Raw genomic sequence first — 17018 nt, 5'->3', positions numbered from 1 at the left:
GGAAGGACCTGACGAGTCGTACTAGGCGCGGCTGCCCTTCGATCGGCGGACGACCCGCAGCAGCTCCGCGCCGAGCGCTGCCGCCGACACCGCCGCCGCGTACCCGCGGTCGTAGTGGCCGCGGGCCGCCACGCCGCGACGTTCCGCCGCGGAGGGATCGGCCAGGGCGTCGAAAGCCGCGGCCAGGCCCGCCACATCGTCCACGCCGACCGGATCCTCGCCCGGGGGCTGGAATTCGGGGAGCGCTCCTTCCGGGGAGACGATCGGCGTCACCCCGAGCTGCATCGCCAGAACCTGGACCCCGCTCTGCGTCGCACGGCTGTAGTGCACCACCGAGCCCTTCGCCCGGGCCATCGGCTCCAGCACGTCCGCGTACGAATACCGCCCGCGGTGCCACCGCACCGAGGGTGGCCGACCGGACGGGAGGTCACCGTCGCCGATGAGGACCAGTTCGTCGCCGCGCCAGCCGGGGCCGGCGACGTGGCGCTCCCACGCCGCCAGGGTCACGCCCAGGTTCTTGTACTCCGCGAGCCGTCCGACCGCCACGAAGTCCCGCCGGTCCGCGGCGCCCACCACCTCCGGCACGCGGCTCTCGTCGAGATCGCTGGTCAACGGTGCCACCGCCGTGGCGCCGACACGGCTACCGACGTAGTCGCTGAACGCGACCGTCGCCGCCGCCGTCCGCGCCCATCGGCCGAAGAGGGCCCGCTCCCACGCGGGGAAGACCTCGTCGGCGCCGTGCGGGCGGTCGTCGTGGATGAGGTTCACCCGCGGCGCGCCGCCGGCCAGCAGCATCCAGCGGGGGTCCCGCACCAGCTCGGTGACGACCACATCGGCCGAGTACGCCCGCGCGTCGCGGAGGGCGCGCGCGAAGCCGGGCCAGGTGGACGCCGTCCGCGGGCGGGCGTCCAGCACCCACTCGTAGGGCCGCACCCCGTCGGATTCCGGGTGCTGATCGGTGGTCACCAGGACGACGTCCCAGCCGGCTTCGATGAGCTGCTCGCAGTAGACCCGGGCGAGGGGCCGCATCCACGGCGAGAGCCAGAGCACCCTGCCCGTCATGCCAGAACGCCGTCGAAGGCCGCCTCGTAGGCGTCGGCCATCGCCTCGACGGAGTAGTTCGCCCGTACCCGCTCGAAACCGCGGTCGCCCAGGGCGCGCCAGTCCTGCGGATGCGCGAGCAGGTCGGTCATCGCCGCGCGCCAGCCGGCGACGGAGACGTCCTCGACGAGGCGCCCCGCCTCGCCGTGGGCGAGGATCTCCGGGATCGCGCCGACCGCGGACGCGACCACCGGCAATCGCCGGACCATGGCCTCGAGGATCACCAGGGGGAAGGCCTCGTCCCGGCTCGGTACGCAGAGCAGATCGGCCTCTGCGAGAGCCGCTTCGGGACCGGGCGCCCAGCCGTGCCAGTGCACACGGTCCCGGACCGAGTCCGGCGTCATCGCCTCGAGCCGCTCCCGATCGGGACCGTCGCCGTAGATCGCGAGCTCCCAATCCCCATCGGGGACCCCGGCGAGCGCGGCCGCGAGGACGTGCGGGTTCTTGAACTCGACGGCGCGAGCCAGCATGACGAGGCGGCGCGGTCGGCCGAGCGGCGGCCGAGGCGGGACGTCGCCCCGGGCGGCCACCCGGTCGATGCCGTTGGGCGCGGTGAAGACGGGGGCAGTCAGGTTCCGGAACTGCGGACCGACGTCCCAGTGCCCGTCCGCGAGGCCGACGAAGCCGTCGGCGCGGCGCATCGCCCGGGCAAGAGGCGCGGAGAAGGTGGGCTCCTGCGCGTCGAACCACGAGTGCGCCGCCACCAGCCACTTCCGGTCACGACGGCCGGCGCGCCACAGCGTCGCGAATCCGGTCTCGGTGTTCGTGGTCGCACTGATGAGGATCTGCGGGCCCGCGACGGGATCGAGCGCCGGTGCGAACCAGGGCTGCCGGACGACGCGCACCGAATGCGGGATCTCGGCGACCATCGGCCCCAGTCGCTGCATGCAGGCGATGGTGACGGGATAGCCGCGCCGGTCCAGTTCCTCGGCCAGGAGCACGTGCTGGCGCTCAGCACCGCCGTAGACCAGACGGTTCGTGGTGATGACGATCGCCGGCCGATCGGAGCGCCGCGCCGCGCGGGCGTGCGCACGTCGCGTGGACCGCTGCAGGCGGTCGAGGATCGACGTACCGGCGAGGTACAGGTCCCCCGTGGCCGCGCGGCCGTCGTGCTCGAGGTTGAGTGCGATGTTGGCGCGCAGCAGGTCGCCGGAGCGGCGACTCGCGCGCGCGTCGTCGGCGACGGTGCCGCCGCTGGTATGGGCGATCCCCTCGTCGCCGGTGAGGATCAGCCGCCATCCCGCGCGCCTGGCCCGCTCCTGCCAGTCGGATTCCTCCCCGTAGAGGAAGAACTCCTCGTCGAACGGACCGATCGAGTCCCACGCATCGCGCTGAATCGCGAGGCACGCGCCGGTCAGGTAGCCCTCGACGACATCGGGGGCATCCGCGTACAGGTCCGAGAACGGGGTGCCGCGCAACGCCGGCGCGTACCCGGCGTAGGACACCAACGCGCGGACCGGGCCCCGTCGCCTATGCGCGACGTCCCAGTCCCGTCCGGCACCGCCACTGTGTGCAGGATCATAAATTCTTGGCGCCGCTGCCGCGACGCCCGGCGTGCGCAGCGCGGCCCGCGTGGCGGCGAGGTCACCGCGCACCACCGCATCCGGATTGAGCAACAGCAGATCGGCATCGGGCACACGCGCGGCGAGGCGATTCACCGCGGCTGCGAAACCTGCGTTGGCTCCGTCGCCGTTCCACGCGACATCGGGGTGATCCGCCCGGACCTCCGCCATTCCCGGCCAGTCCGCTCCCGAGTTGTCCCAGATCAACGTCCGTGCGTCGGGCAGGTGCTCCGCCACCGACGCGAGACACGCGCGCAGGTCCCCCGGGTTGCGGTACGCCACGATGAGCACCGCGAGCGGATGCACGCCGGCTGCGGCGGGCGGCGGGGCGGTGCGGACACCGCCGGGGAGATAAGCACGGTCGAGCTCGCTCGGCACGAACATCCCCTCTCACGTAATCGGGCCTTTCAGCTTCGACATACTATACGTAATGACAGCGTGGCACGATTCGACATTGCACAAGCGGTCACGGCGCGACGGTGAAGGGACGACCCGTGAAGAGGACGATCGGCCGACGGGCGCATCGGGAACGCGCCCAGGGGTTCACCCGGGGCCGGCGCTCGTCACATCCCCGTCAGCATGTCGGCCAGGTGCGCGGCCATGACCTCCGTCGTGAATCGCTCCCGCGCCCGGGACGCCGCAGCCCGGCCCATGGCGATGCGCGCTTCGTCGTCCGCGAGCAGCTCTCCGATGGCCGCGGCCATGGCCTCGGGGTCCTCCGGCGGCACGAGCAGGCCGGTCACGCCGTGCTCCACGTAGTCTTCCACCCCCGGATTGTTCGTGACCACGACCGGGCGGCCGCTGGCCATCGCCTCGAGCACGACCGTCAGCCCGGACCCGGTGACTGTACGATGAAGTGCAATCGCAACCAGGGAAGCTCGGGTGTAGAGGTCACGGATCCGTCCGTCCAACCGCTCCGTGTGCACCGTGACCAGGCCCTCCGGCGCATCGAAGGGCAGACCGGAGGCCAGCTCGAGATGAGTTTCCGGACGCCGCGCACGAACCTGCGCCATCGCGCGGATCAGCGTCGCGTGGTCCCGGAAGCGGTCCTCGCCGGCGCTCACAACGAGGTCCGACGTCTCCGGAATCGGTTGCTCGACATAGAATTCGGTATCGATTCCCAGGGGGATGAAGTGCGTTCGGGAAGCGGCCAGTCCCCACTCCCGCTGGAGCACCGGGAGCACGGCGGAGCATTGGGCCCAGACCGCGCCGGCGCGCGGAAGCGCCAGCCCGGCCAGGTCGCGGTGCACGCGGCCGGAGCCTGCGCGAGTGGTCAACCAGCCGATGCCCGCGGCGACCGGCGTCCTGCCGGTCAGCAGCGCGGGAACGCCCGTGCGTTCGTCGTAGGAGAGGATCGCGTCGCTCCCCCGCGCCCCCGCACCCAGCGCCCGCTCGACGAACTCGTATCCGCCGGTGCGGTGCCGCACCGACTGCGCAATGCGCTGCTCGACCCTCCCGCGGACGCCGTCGGCGGCCCGCGCCGAGGCGAACTCGACGCGCATGCCGTGGTCCTCGAGCCGATGGAGGCCGTACGGTGACCGATCAGGAACCTCGCCCGCCGCATGCCGGCGAGCCCATGCCGGAGCCGTCAATCCCCCGGCAAGAGGCACCGTCACCCGCACAGAATCACCCCTTCGAACCGACGGCTCCCTCGTCCTCGGGGACCCACGCCCCGACACCGTCCGAGAATGACAGTATCGAGTCGCAAACGGATACCAAGCGGGGGCGCGCAACTCCGGCACGGATCGCCAAAGCGTTCGGCATGCAAATGGGGGCCCGCGTGGTCGGCCTCGTCGCCTCGCTCGCGACGATGGCGATCACCACGACCCACCTCGGCCTGGTCTCCTACGGGCATCTGACGGCGGCGATCGTCTTCATCGGCCTGTGGACCAGCCTCACCGAGCTCGGCATCGGCGCCGTCGTGGTCCGCCGCGTCACCTCCGGCACCGGCGACCTGCAGCACCTCATCCGCGTGAACGTCGGATTGTCGCTCGCCTACTGCGTGCCGTTATCGGCCGCAGCCATCGTGACCGGATGGCTCATCTACCGGGACACCGCCGAGGTCCCGATGATGATCGCGATCATCGCCGGCGGCCTCGCGCTGACGACACTCGCCTCCTGTTTCCAGCCGCTGTTCATGACCGACGTGCGGTTCGGCGCGGTCGCGGCGTCCGACGTCGGCGGACGTGCGCTCTCGCTGATCGGGACCATCGTGCTGGTGCGGATCGACGCCGACCTGGTGTGGTTCGCCGCCGTGCAGCTGATCCCACCGCTGGTGATGCTGCTGGTCCAGGGCTTCGTCGCGCACCGCGCCGTGGGGGTCCGCCCGATCTTCTCGGTCCGGCAGAGCTGGGACCTCGTCCGCGAGAGCCTCCCCCAGACGGGTGTGCTCATCGTGGCCGCCCTGTACTGGCGCGCCGACGCCTTCCTGCTCAGTGTGCTCAGCACCCCGGCGCAGACCGGTGCGTACGGCCTGGCGTACCAGATCACGTCGAACGGCACGATGATCTCCGCCGTCTTCCTGGCGTCCTCGCTCTCCACGATGACGAACCTGTTCGCCACGGACAAAGCCCGGTTCGCCAGGTTCGTCCAGCGCAGCGCGGAGGCGTTGATCTTCGTGGGCGCGCCGATCGCGGTGGTGGGACTCGTCCTCTCGCCCAGCCTGATCGGCCTGCTCGCGACCCAGGAATTCGTCACCGCGGGCGGCCGGACGCTCGCGCTGCTGTTCATCGCGCTCGCCGTCACCTTCGTCACCGCGGTCCTGAGCCAGGGGCTCTTCGCGGCGCACGACCAGGTCTTCCTCCTGCGCCTGAACGTGATCAACCTGATCGGCAACATCGTGCTGAACGTGATCCTGATCCCGCAGTTCGGTGCGGTCGGGGCCGCTGTGGCGCTCATCGCCAGCGAGGTGATCGGGATGGTCGTGGCCGGCTGGCGCCTGCGCACGCGCGCGCCCTTCCAGCCGCCCTGGGGTTACCTGCTGCGCCTGACCGTGCCGCTCGCAGTGGCCACCGGCGTCGCGATCGTGCTGCGGCACGAGTTCGTGCTGATCCCGCTCACCGCCTCCGCGGTCGCGTACTTGGCCACCAGCGCACTCGTCGGCCCGATCCGCCTGCGGACCCTGATGGCATCGGCGCGCGGCTCCGACGGCGATGAGGTGTGAGCAGACCGTCGCACACGATGTGCGTTTCGGTGAATCCGCGTAGTACAGTCAACGTTCATAACAATGCAATTGCAACTGCGCTAGGGGATCCTCTGCCATGAACGTCGCCGGCTTCCTGCGCTGGGCACTGACCAAACCGGTGATCATCGCTCTGGTGATCGTCGCCGGAATCGCCGGCGGGGCGATCGGGTGGAAGTCGACCACTTCCCACTTCGAGAGCACCGCCGCGGTCCTGGTGATTCCGCCCGGTGCCGGCAGTACCAACGCCAAGGACAACCCGTTCACCGACCTGGGATACGGGGCGGCCCAGGTCGCGCAGGTGCTCACCGTCGTTGCGCAGGGCCCCCGCGGCCGTGCAGCACTCGAGAAGGTCGGCGCGTCCCCGGACGTCACCATGATCGCCTCGGTGGGCGACGGCAATCCCAAGCAGATCTCCCCGCTCATCACCTTCACCGTGTCCGCGCCGGAGGCCCGGCAGGCCGAGGACGGCGCGAAGGCGCTCATCGAATTCTGGCGCGCCGAGTTCAAGCGGATGCAGGTCGATGCGGGCGTCGTCGGCAACACCTTCGCCGACCTGCGCGTCCCCGTGGCGCCCACCTCCGGCACCGAGGTCGGCGGCAACCCGATGCGCGCGGCCCTGGGCCTTGCGATGGGCTCCGCCCTCGCGATGCTGGCGCTGAGCCTCGTCGTCGCAGCCGTGCTGGAAGCCCTCCGGAACCGGCGTGCGAAGGCCGTCGCGAGCACGCCCGGCGCTGCAGCCGCGGACGCGCCGACCACGCAGACCCCGGTGGAGGCCGAAGCTCCGGCCGCGGAATCGTCCGTCCTCTCGGGCATCGTCCCGGTGGCACCCGAGGTGGGCGACGCACCGTCGCGCACGGTGCCCGCTGCGATCCCGATCCGGCCGCCCGGCGACGCCGCTCGGCGTGCGATGACCCGGTGGCGCGACCGCGTCGAAGAGGTCTCGGAGGACGGCGAGATCCCGCTGCCCGAGCTCGACGACACCGCGACCCCGGCCCCGGGCGCCGCGTCCAGCGAGGTCCAGGATCCGCGGACGGCGGCCACATCCGCAGGTGCCACGTCGGCAGCCGACGACACCGAGGACGATGATCTCGAGCTCCCGCGGGTGCAGAGCGCGCGATGACGCTCGTCACCGACCGCTCCGCGCCGTCGGCGGCGGACGCGCCGTCGGCGGCGGACGCGCGGTCGGCGGTGCGGAAGCCCGACCGGACGCACGAGAAGCCGCCCGACCTCGCCTTCGCGCTGTTCGTCGGCACCGCCTGCTTCTTCCTCCTCGGGATGCAGCAGACCTTCACCGTGCCCGGAACGTTCGGATTGAGCGTGGCGCAGACGATGTTCGCCGGCGCCGGCATCACGTGGGTATGCCTGAACATCACGGGGTTCTCGGGCCCGATCCGCGAGCGGATCACGCTCGTCGCGGTGCTGCTGTACGTGACCACCTCGTTCCTGTCCTTCGGCGCCAGCATGATGCGCGGCGTGCCGCACGTCGCCCAGATCGCGCTCGACCGCTACATCCTGGGCGACCTGTATCTCCTCGGCACGGTGCTGTTCCTGCTCACGGTGATCCGATCCGTCGGCGGCCTCCGCATCGTGCTCGGCGGGCTCGTCCTCGGCGCGACGCTGTCGGCCTCGTTCGGCCTCGTCAAGGTGGGCACCGGCGTCGCCCTCGCGGCCTATTTCACCTTGCCTGGACTCAACTTCCGTGACTACCAGATCGTCACGAACCTCATGCGTGAGGGCGTGGCCCGCCCACAGGGCAGTGCCGGCCATCCTCTCGAGCTCAGCGCCGTGCTCACTGTCATGACACCACTGGCGCTGGCGCTGGCCGTCGACGCCCGCGCACGGCGCATCGCGACCTTCTGGCTCTGGATGGGCTGTGCGGCGATCCTGGTCGGCGGGGCGCTCGTCACGCTGTCCCGGTCCGCGGTCGTCGGTTCGATGGCCGCCCTCGTCGTGATGTGCTGGCGCTGGCCGATCACCCGCGTCGCCGCCGGCGTGGTGGCGGGCGGGGCCGCCATCGGCCTGGGCCTGCTGTTCCAGCTCAAGTTCGTCTCCTCGATGTTCACGGTGTTCGCCGGAGCACTCGGTGACGACTCGATCCATTCCCGGCAGCGCGGTATCGACTACGCGCAGGAACACTTCTGGGAGCATCCGTGGCTCGGGCAGGGCGTCGGTGCGTACCCGGCGCTCAAGCAGCCCGTCCTCGACAACCAGTACATCTCCCGCCTCATGGAGGCGGGCTTCATCGGGTTCGCGACGTTCGTCGCCGCGCTGCTCACCGCCCTCGTGCTTGCACTGCGCGCGTCGGCGGCGAAGGACCAGTCCATCGCCGAGCTCGGCGGCGGCATTGCGGGGTCCATCGCCGCGATCATGGTCATCTCCCTGATCCTCGACACGGCCGGATTCATCCAGATCTGGTATATGACCTGGCTCTTCGTGGCCTTCGCGGGCATCGCGTACAGCCTGCGCCGAGAATCCGAACGCACTCCCCCCGACGCGACGGCGGCGCCGGCCGACGCCGCCCCCACCCCGACAAGGACCGCGGCGCGGCCCCGTCGGGCGCGGTGGTCCGTCAGTCGCGGACGAGGCCCGGCAGGCGCCGGGTCATGATCTCCTCGGCGCCGGCGACGACCTTGTCGACGACGGCGGCGACGGTGTCGACCTCCTCGACGAGGCCCTGCGCCTGACCGGCCCACCACATCCCGTCCTCCATCCGGCCCTCGGTGAGGACGTTGGCGCGGCCCCGCGCGCCCGACGCGAGCTCGGCGACGTCGTCGAACGTCGCGCCGGGGCGCTCCCCGATCTCGACGATCTGCTCGGAGACCGTGTTCCGGACGACGCGGGCGGTGTTGTGGAAGTTGCGGAAGACGAGCACGGTGTCGCGCTCGGAGTTCGCGACGATCTGATTCTTGACGTTCTCGTGGATCGGCGCCTCGACCGTCGCCATGAAGCGGGTGCCCATGTTCACGGCGTCGGCACCGAGGGCCAGCGCCGCGGCGAGACCGCTACCGGTCGCGATACCGCCGGACGCGATGACGGGAATCGTCAACTGCCGCACGGCGGCCGGGATGAGGACGAGGCCGGGCACGTCGTCCTCGCCCGGGTGACCGGCGCATTCGAAGCCGTCGATGCTGATCACGTCGACGCCCTTGCGCTCCGCGGAGAGGGCGTGGCGCACGCTGGTGGCCTTGTGGATCACCTTGACGCCGGCGGCCTGGAAGTCGGGCAGGTGCGGCGCGGGGCTCGACCCCGCGGTCTCGACGATCTTGATGCCCGACTCGACGATGACCGCGCGGTACTCGTCGTAGGGCACGGGGTTGATCGTGGGCAGGATCGTCAGGTTCACGCCGAAGGGCTTGTCCGTCAGGTCCTGGGTGCGCTTGATCTCCGCGGCCAGCGCCTCGGGGCTCGGCTGGGTCAGCGCGGTGAGGAAGCCCAGCGCGCCGGCGTTGGCGACGGCCGAGATGAGCGGGGCGGTGCCCAGCCCCGTCATGCCGCCGCAGACCACCGGGTGGTCGATGCCGAACATCTCCGTGATGCGGGTGCTGATCATGCTCTGTCGTGGTCCTCTCGATGGGGGCGGTGAACCCTCACAGTCTGGACGAAACGGGCGGCGCGCGCCATGTTCTGCGTCCCCCTCCCGCGCGGGTCCGACGGTGCGCGGGCACAACGGCTCCGACGGTGCCGTCGGGCGCGGGTCAGGACTCCGCGGCGCGGGCGGCGGGCGAGGTGGCGAGGTACGCGACGGCCTGGGCGGTCGACCCGATCGAGGCGGGATCGAAGCTCGGCTTGAAGTAGACGAGCGTGAACTTGATGACGCTGCGGATCTTGGGCAGCAGCCCCTTGTGCGAGGCCTTGAGGTACTCCCACCACAGCCGCGGGTAGGAGTAGCTGAAGTGCGGGTCCGTGCGCAGCATGTAGCCCGACGAGCGGTGCAGGGTGAGCCCCAGGAAGAAGACGACGGTGAGCATCGCCCGCACGCGGTGCAGGTAGCCGGGGTCGAAGTAGTTCGCCACGTCGTGGGCGACGGACCGGTGCTCGACCTCCTCGGCGCCGTGCCAGCGACAGATGTCGGCCATCACGGGGTTCACGTCGTACTCGTCCCAGGTGTTGTTGAGCGCGAAGACGCCCAGGATCGCGGTGTAGTGCTCGATCCCGGCGATGAGCCAGAGCCGCTGCACCATGTCGTTGTACCGGGCGCGCTCCGAGCTGTAGCGGCGCGGGGCGAGGATCTTGCGGAAGATGTACTCGGCCTGCCGCGCGAGCGGCGCGGTGTCGATGCCGCAGCGCTGCAGGTACTCCGCGAGGGCCCGGTCGTGCGACTCGGCGTGCATCGCCTCCTGGCCGATGAAGCCGCGCATCGTCCGCGCCAGGTCCTCGTCCTTCACGTACGGCAGGGCCTCGGTGTAGACCTCGCAGAACCAGCGCTCGCCCTCGGGGAGGATGGCGTGCAGGATGCTGCTGACGATGTCGCTCGCCACGGGTTCGCCCGGGATCCATTCCAGCGGGACGTTCTCCCAGTCGAATTCGACGTTGCGAGCGTGGATCTCCACGCCGACCGGTTCGGCCGAGGCCGCGTTCTTGCCGGCCCTGTTGCTGAGGGACACCATGCTCGACTCCAGCCCTGTCGGAACGATTCGTACAACGATGTAGGAACTGATCCGAAGTCTGGTGCGCCCTCAGTGATATGTCAAGCGCCGATTTCTATCACTTCGTCGCGGGCGTGACGGTGAGGTCGGCGGAGTCGGCGAAGAGCAGGTCACCGGTGGTCGTGAGGACGGCCCACCGTCGGGCGGGCTCGGCGATGCGCTCCCCGTCGTACTCCGTGGCAACGGGGGTGAAATCGCCGAAGTCGTCGACGATCCGACCCGCGGACTCGCGGTCCGAGCCGGCGAACGCGACGACCTCCGTACCGACCTCGGGCGTGGGGCCGTCGGTCGCGGCGGCACTCGCGGGCGCGCCCGACGCGGCCTCGGACTCGGGGGTGACGGTCTCGGTCTTCGACCTGCGCATGGCGATCGTGCCTTCCGTGGGGGCTGCTCGGCCCGGGTGCGGTCCCGGGTCCGACGGTCCGCGGTACTCCCCGCCGGTTGCTCGACGGAATATCGATCGTGCAGCTACCAGTCGCTGGTGGCGATCTTGTGCGCGATCTTCGAGGAGAAGATAAGCACACTCCACGCCGTGGCGGAACCTCGTGCACCAGCGGTGACGCGAAATCCCCGAATTCCGTCCGAATTCGGACATCACCGCCCACCGACGTTCCGCACACGCTGCGATTACGCAGGTCAGGGCGCCGGGCCTTGCGCCCGCGCCAGGGCCGTGATTGCCTGGCCCCAAGCGTCGCGTGTCCGCGCTGCGATTCCTGTTCCGTCCGGGGATCGCCTCCACTCCCGTCAGGGGCGGCGCCGTCGTCCTGCCGCGTCCCGCCGACTCCCCGTGAGCGGCGCCGGAATGCGCGATGATCGATGGGGCTGTCCGGCTTGTGCGCACGCAACCGGGCCCGCGTGGACGACGGAGGCGACGATGAAGGCTCGATGGATGCTCCTGCCCGTGCTGGGCGCTGCGGGCACCGCCGCGGGATCGGCCGCGGGACGCATCCGCGCCCTGCGCGGCGTGGCGCCCGGGCTGCGGCACCCCGCCGCCGCGATGATCCCCTCGATCGGGCCCGTCTCGCTGAAGGCGGTCCGGGCGGCGCGCGGACCGTCGGGCATGCCGACGCGGGGCGGCGTCACCGTCACGCGGCACGACGTCGACGGTGGGCAGGACGTGTACGTCTACACGCCCGCAGTGCCGAACGGCGGTGCGCTGCTGTGGATCCACGGCGGCGGCACGATCATCGGCGCGCCCGAGATCGACCACCAGCGGTGCGTGCGGATGGCGCGGGACACCGGCGCGATCGTGGTGAGCACGCGGTACCGGCTGGCGCCCGAGCACCCGTTCCCCGCCGGGCACGACGACTGCTACGCGGCGCTGCGGTGGCTGCACGACGGTGCCGCCGAGCGCGGGATCGATGCCGCGCGGATCGGCGTCGGCGGGGCCAGCGCGGGCGGCGGACTCGCCGCGGGTGTGGTGCAGCGCGCCGTCGACGAGGGCCTGCCCGTGGCCTTCCAGCTGCTGGTCTACCCGATGCTCGACGACCGCACCCCGACCCGCCCGGCCGATCGCCGCGGCGCGCTCGTGTGGACGCGGCGCTCCAACGCCTTCGCCTGGGACGCCTACCTCGGCGACGGGCACGCCGAGCGGGAGGTGCCCGCCTACGCGGCGCCCGCGCGCCGCACCGACCTCGCCGGCCTGCCGCCCGCGTGGATCGGCGTCGGCGACTTGGACCTCTTCCACGACGAGGACGTCGACTACGCGCGCCGGCTGGAGGCGGCCGGGGTGCCGGTGGAGCTCCTCGTGGAGCCGGGGATGTACCACGCCGCGGACATCCTGGCCGCCCGCGCGACGTCGATGCGGGCCTTCACCCGCGCCGCGATCGTTTCCACCGGAAGGCATCTCGCGCCGCGGGGATGATCCGAGCCGGGCGCTGCCCACCATCGGCACGCGCGCAGCGGCCCCGTCAGTCGGCTCCTGCCGTGTAGGCGTCGCTGTCGGACGGGCCGGTTCCGGTGAGCATGATCAGGTCGGCCACCGCGTCGAGATCGACCTCGGGTGCCGCGGAACCCGAGTGCGCGAGGGTGATCACCGCGGCGAGGTGCGGCGATCCGTCGGCGTAGGCGGTCACGTCGATGACGAGGATGTCGACGCCCGCCTTGACGACGTGCGACGTGAGCCGCGCCCCGAACCCGAGGCGCTGCCCTATGCGCAGCGGCCGGAGCACCGTGAACTGCTGCGCCGCGTGCACGATCCGGGAGAGGTTGCAGTTCGGGATCGCGCGGCTGACCAGCGCGGCCGCGGCGTCGAACATCGGCGCCGCGAGGAGGGCGACGGGTACCGGGGTGTCGGCGGGCAGTACTCCCCGGGCGCCGTAGGGCACGTGGGGGTCGCGCACCGCGCGGGCGAAGCCGCGCACCGCCTCGGCACCGATCTCGTAGGCGTCGCCGAACCAGAGCTCCCAACCCTCGGGGCGCGCGGTTTCCGGCCGGCTCGCCGGGGCTGTCATGAGCCGCTCCGGACAGACACATCGATCCGGTCGGACAGCCGCACGCGGCCGAGCCGCCCCACCAGGTAGCTCTCGATCGTCTCCGCGCATGGGACGTGCGAGCCCACCGGCTTCGTCGACGCCGCGCCGACCACGGCCTCGCCGATCGCGATCCGCCAGATTCCGCGCACGGTCTCCGCTGCGTCCTCTTCGTCGAAACCGAGGCCGCGCACGCCGTCGGCCAGGTCGCGGAGATGGACCCGGGTGAACTCCTCCACCCCGATGTATCCGTCCAGGATCCCCGCGAGCGCCCAGGGCCGGGCCTCGAGGAAGCGCACCACCGCCACCGACGCCTGTACGACCCGGTCGAAGGGATCGTCCGACGGGCGATCGCGCCGGTGATCGGCCACGCTGCCGTGCCGGTTGAACAGGAAGTCGAGGAGCTCGTCCTTCGAGTCGAAGTAGTAGTAGATGCCCATCGGGCTCGAGCCGAGCCGGGCCGCGAGCCGGCGCATGGAGAAGTTCGCGTACCCGTCGTGCGTGAGGATCTCGATCGCCGTCGCGACGATCTTGTCCCGGCTCATGCGGGGTGGTCTACCTTGGCGGGCCGTCGTGTCCATACGGTGAGCGCCTCCTGATCGGAAACATGGTCACCGGTCATTCGGAGCCGACGCCCCCGTGGATGGGACGGCCCGGATCCTGTTCGGCAGCGACTTCCCCTCCGTCCCCGAGGCTCCCCGCCGTGGTCGAGGTCCGGATTCAGGCCTGCGTCCCGCGGTGGTCGTAGAAACCCTCGCCGGTCTTCATGCCGAGTCTGCCGGCCTCGACGTACGTGCGGAGCAGCTCCCGCGGCCCCGTCGGCAGGTTCGGGTTCTGCTGCGCGTAGTGCTCCTCGATGTCGAGGACGACGTCGAGACCGACGGCGTCCATCATCTGGAACGGGCCGATCGGCGCGCCCAGGTTGAGCCGGAACATGGCGTCGACCGAGCTCGGTTCCGCGACCCCCTCTGCGACGACGGCCAGGGACTCGCGCTTGATCGCCGCCCACACCCGGTTGAAGATGAAGCCGGTGGACTCCCGGTGCGCCTCGAACGGGTGGATGTCGAACTCGGGCAGCACCCGTCGCAGGGTCGCCAGGACCTCCGGATCCGTCCGGCCGTCGGACATGATGTCCGCGGCGTTGGCCGCGGGCGGCATGTAGAAGTGCAGGTTGCACAGTCTGGCGGGGTCCCCGACCGCGTCGGCCATCAGTCGCGAAGGATACGACGACGAGTTGGTGGCGAAGATCGTGTCCGGGCCGGCGGCCGCGTCGATCGCCGACCACATGGCCTTCTTCACGTCGAGCCGCTCGGGCACGGATTCGATCGCGAGCCAGGCGTCATCGAGCGCCGCGGCGACGTCGTCGACCGGCACGACGGTGCCGACGGCTCCCGATCCGCGCGCGGCGAGTACGCCCGGAAGCGTCTCCTCGACGTAGCGCACCGCGTCCGCGGCCGTCTCCGCGCTGCGGCTGTAGATGCGCACCAGCCCACCGCGCGAGGCGAGCATCATGGCGATCCGTCGGCCGAGGGTGCCCGCGCCGAAGACGGCCACGGGGCGATCGACGATGTCGTCGAACGTGTACGAGAACGGCATGGGACTCTCCTCCACCTGCCTTCCGGCCGAAGCCGGCACGGTACTGGTGATCGCAATCTAACGCCGTCGACCGCGCCCGATGTGCGGTTCTCCCGCGGCCGCGGCGCGCAGCGAGATCACGGGCGGCGGCGGCCCCGTCGGGCGTGGACGGCCGCGCGAGCGGCCTCGAGCCCGAACCGTGCCGCGTCCACAGATCCCTTCTGCTGGGTCAGTCCCACCAGAACGCCCAGCGGTCCGCGCCCGCCAGGGCCCGGCTGTGGTCCTCGAGGGTGAATCCCTCGGAGTTGTCGATGCAGAACGCGAAGTGCTCGGCCACGACGACCTTCCGTTGTTCGGCGCCCGTCGGACGGCGCGCGACCTGGAGCACCATGGTGTCGAAGCCGAGGGACACCAGCGTGGCGCCGAACCGGTCCTCCCAGGACCGCAGGATCGCGGTGACGTCCCCGCCCGTGAGCTGTGCGTTCGTCGCGCCCCACCAGCCGATCGCCGCGGGCACATCGGCCGGCCGCGCGACGGGGACCAGGAGAAGCCTCCCCCGCTCGGTCATGGTCAGTCGGTCCGGCGTCGGGCCGGGTCCCGGCTGGGCCGGCGCCAGGGCGGTCACCGGCGGCGCGGGCGGATCGTAGTCGGGGTCGTTGTAGATCGAGTTCTCCCGGCACAGGCGATGGAACACGGTCAGGGCGTCCGGGACGACTGCGATCGGTCGCTTCGGGCCCGTCGACGACCACGGAGCATCGAGACCGTTCCACCCGGCTTCCGGAACGGCGAGCGGCCACAGCCCGGTCCGGGTGTAGGCGGCTGCCAGATCCCGGATCAGGCCGGTGAGACGGTCCGCGCCCAGGACCTCGCTCCCGATCCAGGCGACGGCGTCGCCCGCCTCGTTCGTGACGACCCTCCCGGCCGGCACCGACACGTCGCCCACCTCGCCGGCGCCGGGCGCGGGCAGGGGTCCGGGAACGGCACGGAAGCCGCGTGCGGTCCTCCAACCGTCGTCGGCGGAGCGGGACTGCTTGCGCAGGCAGTCGTCGGACACGGGCGTAGCGCTCTGGGGACGGCTCGACGTACTACTCGGGGCGGCGGGCGGATCGGCCACCCTCCCGCACCCACTCAGGCAGAGCAGTCCGACGACGACCACCGACGCGAGCCGACGGGCACGGGCACGGGCACGGGCACGGCGGGCGGGTCGCAGGACCGCGGCGCACGATGGCCGCCTGCGCGGTTCGGAGCACGCCGGCGACGATCCGGTTGCGTCGGGCATGCGTCGATCGTGCCGACCCGGGCTTGTCACGGGCCAAAGCCGTGCTTGCCGGCCGATCCGCGGGCGCCGGTGGCGGCACCGTCGACCGCCGGTGGCGCGACGAAAGAACCCCGGATCACGTTCTCGTGACCCGGGGTTCTTCGTGTGGTGGGCGAAGGGGGACTTGAACCCCCACGTCCCGAAGGACACTGGCACCTGAAGCCAGCGCGTCTGCCATTCCGCCACTCGCCCGAGCGACCGGAGAAGATTAACACGACACGACGAGCGGCGCGAAATCGGACCGCGACCTGGGGCTCACGCCTTGCCGGGCCACCGTCGTACGTGCTACCAAAGGGGCAGTTGGGACCAATGGGGTTACGCTGACTTCGCCGTGCCCCGATCGCGGCTATCATCATTGGTCAGTACATGCATCACGACACGCTGAGGAAGGGGGAAGTCGTTCCATGGGAATCCTGCAGCGGTTCGAGCGCAAGCTCGAGGGCGCGGTGGGCGACGGCTTCGCCCGCGTCTTCGGCGGCAAGGTGGTCCCCCAGGAAGTGGAGGCCGCTCTCCAACGCGAGGCTGAGGATCAGCTGCAAACCCTCGGAGACGGGGCGTACCTGGTACCCAACAAGTACGTCATCGCCGTCTCCCCCACCGATCAGGAGACCTTCGAGGCGGACCGCGAGCTCGCGATTCGTGCGTTCTCGAAGCACCTCGACGAATACATCCATGACAACGGCTGGCAGACTTATGGTGACGTGGTCGTGCACTTCGAGCAGTCACCAGGCCTGCACACGGGCCAGTTCCGGGCCCGCGGCACCGTGGATCCGGATGCAGTCCCCCAGAACCTTGTACCCCAGCGACCACCTGCAGAATCAGGAGCCGATTCGATGAGCAACAATCCCGGATACGACCAGGGACGGCACGGCGGCCAGTACGACCAGGGCGGCTACCAGCAGCAGCAACAGCCGGGGTACGACCAGAACTACGGTCAGCAGCAGCCCGGTTACGACCAGAACTACGGCCAGCAGAACTACCAGCAGCCGGCCTACGACCAGGGCTACCAGCAGCAGGGGTACGACCAGCAGGGTTACGACCAGGNCGGNTACCAGCAGCNNNCCGNNTACGACCAGAACTACGGCCAGCAGAACTACCAGCAGCCNGCCTACGACCAGGGCTACGGCCAGCAGNNNGNGTACGACCAGGGCTACGNCCAGC

At 71.0% G+C, this 17018-nt stretch carries 14 protein-coding genes, 1 tRNA gene and 1 pseudogene; 5 read left to right on the top strand and 11 right to left on the bottom strand.

From position 1 onward, the window contains the following. Positions 1–21: 21 nt before the first annotated feature. The 3 genes from ACM9LD_RS19855 to ACM9LD_RS19845 all read right to left on the bottom strand — a co-directional run bounded on the left by ACM9LD_RS19855 (position 22) and on the right by ACM9LD_RS19845 (position 4165). Positions 22–1050 (bottom strand): glycosyltransferase, encoded by a 1029-nt coding sequence (locus tag ACM9LD_RS19855; protein WP_415678309.1) that lies wholly within the window; start codon positions 1048–1050, stop codon positions 22–24. Between the two features lie 8 nt (positions 1051–1058). Next, complete coding sequence (locus ACM9LD_RS19850) at positions 1059–3047, bottom strand: glycosyltransferase (protein ID WP_462933955.1); 1989 nt, start codon at positions 3045–3047, stop codon at positions 1059–1061. A gap of 179 nt (positions 3048–3226) precedes the next feature. Continuing rightward, positions 3227–4165: a glycosyltransferase family 4 protein gene (locus ACM9LD_RS19845; RefSeq protein WP_415678270.1), complete on the bottom strand. Its 939-nt coding sequence runs from the start codon at positions 4163–4165 to the stop codon at positions 3227–3229. Positions 4166–4425: 260 nt separating this feature from the next. Between ACM9LD_RS19845 and ACM9LD_RS19840 the strand changes: the two genes are divergently transcribed. The 3 genes from ACM9LD_RS19840 (at position 4426) to ACM9LD_RS19830 (ending at position 8454) form a co-directional block, all read left to right on the top strand. Next, positions 4426–5826: an oligosaccharide flippase family protein gene (locus tag ACM9LD_RS19840; protein ID WP_415678269.1), complete on the top strand. Its 1401-nt coding sequence runs from the start codon at positions 4426–4428 to the stop codon at positions 5824–5826. Positions 5827–5923: 97 nt separating this feature from the next. Then, positions 5924–6967, top strand: a complete 1044-nt coding sequence (locus ACM9LD_RS19835) for a hypothetical protein (protein ID WP_415678268.1) — start codon at positions 5924–5926, stop codon at positions 6965–6967. Continuing rightward, positions 6964–8454: an O-antigen ligase family protein gene (locus ACM9LD_RS19830; protein ID WP_415678267.1), complete on the top strand. Its 1491-nt coding sequence runs from the start codon at positions 6964–6966 to the stop codon at positions 8452–8454. Before ACM9LD_RS19835 ends, ACM9LD_RS19830 begins: the two co-directional genes overlap by 4 nt. Here the strand turns inward: ACM9LD_RS19830 and ACM9LD_RS19825 are convergent. The 3 genes from ACM9LD_RS19825 to ACM9LD_RS19815 form a co-directional block, all read right to left on the bottom strand. Further along, positions 8417–9397: an NAD(P)H-dependent flavin oxidoreductase gene (locus ACM9LD_RS19825; protein ID WP_415678266.1), complete on the bottom strand. Its 981-nt coding sequence runs from the start codon at positions 9395–9397 to the stop codon at positions 8417–8419. The genes ACM9LD_RS19830 and ACM9LD_RS19825 overlap by 38 nt on opposite strands. 145 nt (positions 9398–9542) lie before the next feature. Further along, a complete protein-coding gene (locus ACM9LD_RS19820; protein WP_415678265.1) occupies positions 9543–10454 on the bottom strand; it encodes a metal-dependent hydrolase in 912 nt (303 codons plus the stop codon). A 97-nt stretch (positions 10455–10551) separates the two neighbouring features. After that, positions 10552–10857, bottom strand: coding sequence for a hypothetical protein (locus ACM9LD_RS19815; protein ID WP_415678264.1), 306 nt, complete (start codon positions 10855–10857; stop codon positions 10552–10554). Between the two features lie 510 nt (positions 10858–11367). Between ACM9LD_RS19815 and ACM9LD_RS19810 the strand changes: the two genes are divergently transcribed. Further along, positions 11368–12357: an alpha/beta hydrolase gene (locus tag ACM9LD_RS19810; RefSeq protein WP_415678263.1), complete on the top strand. Its 990-nt coding sequence runs from the start codon at positions 11368–11370 to the stop codon at positions 12355–12357. A 46-nt stretch (positions 12358–12403) separates the two neighbouring features. On the opposite strand, the gene ACM9LD_RS19805 is transcribed toward ACM9LD_RS19810, so the two are convergent. The 5 genes from ACM9LD_RS19805 to ACM9LD_RS19785 all read right to left on the bottom strand — a co-directional run bounded on the left by ACM9LD_RS19805 (position 12404) and on the right by ACM9LD_RS19785 (position 16049). Beyond that, positions 12404–12946 (bottom strand): FAS1-like dehydratase domain-containing protein, encoded by a 543-nt coding sequence (locus ACM9LD_RS19805; RefSeq protein ID WP_415678262.1) that lies wholly within the window; start codon positions 12944–12946, stop codon positions 12404–12406. Then, the gene (locus ACM9LD_RS19800) at positions 12943–13509 is read right to left on the bottom strand and encodes a TetR/AcrR family transcriptional regulator (RefSeq protein ID WP_415678261.1); all 567 of its coding nucleotides are present in this window, start codon (positions 13507–13509) and stop codon (positions 12943–12945) included. The genes ACM9LD_RS19805 and ACM9LD_RS19800 overlap by 4 nt, the downstream gene beginning before the upstream one ends. A gap of 175 nt (positions 13510–13684) precedes the next feature. After that, positions 13685–14560, bottom strand: coding sequence for a 3-hydroxyacyl-CoA dehydrogenase family protein (locus ACM9LD_RS19795; protein ID WP_415678260.1), 876 nt, complete (start codon positions 14558–14560; stop codon positions 13685–13687). 208 nt (positions 14561–14768) lie between these two features. Then, positions 14769–15593 (bottom strand): DUF4253 domain-containing protein, encoded by an 825-nt coding sequence (locus tag ACM9LD_RS19790; RefSeq protein ID WP_415678259.1) that lies wholly within the window; start codon positions 15591–15593, stop codon positions 14769–14771. Between the two features lie 370 nt (positions 15594–15963). Continuing rightward, a tRNA-Leu gene (locus tag ACM9LD_RS19785) sits at positions 15964–16049 on the bottom strand. Between the two features lie 212 nt (positions 16050–16261). On the opposite strand from ACM9LD_RS19785, the pseudogene ACM9LD_RS19780 reads away from it, so the two are divergent. After that, positions 16262–16901 (top strand): annotated as a pseudogene (locus ACM9LD_RS19780) (DUF3662 domain-containing protein); the annotation flags it as partial. Positions 16902–17018: the final 117 nt, after the last annotated feature.

Source organism: Tsukamurella hominis, assembly GCF_965137015.1.
Lineage (GTDB): Bacteria > Actinomycetota > Actinomycetes > Mycobacteriales > Mycobacteriaceae > Tsukamurella > Tsukamurella hominis.
The sequence above is the reverse complement of the archived record's forward strand: the minus strand, read 5'-3'. Positions and strand labels throughout refer to the sequence as shown.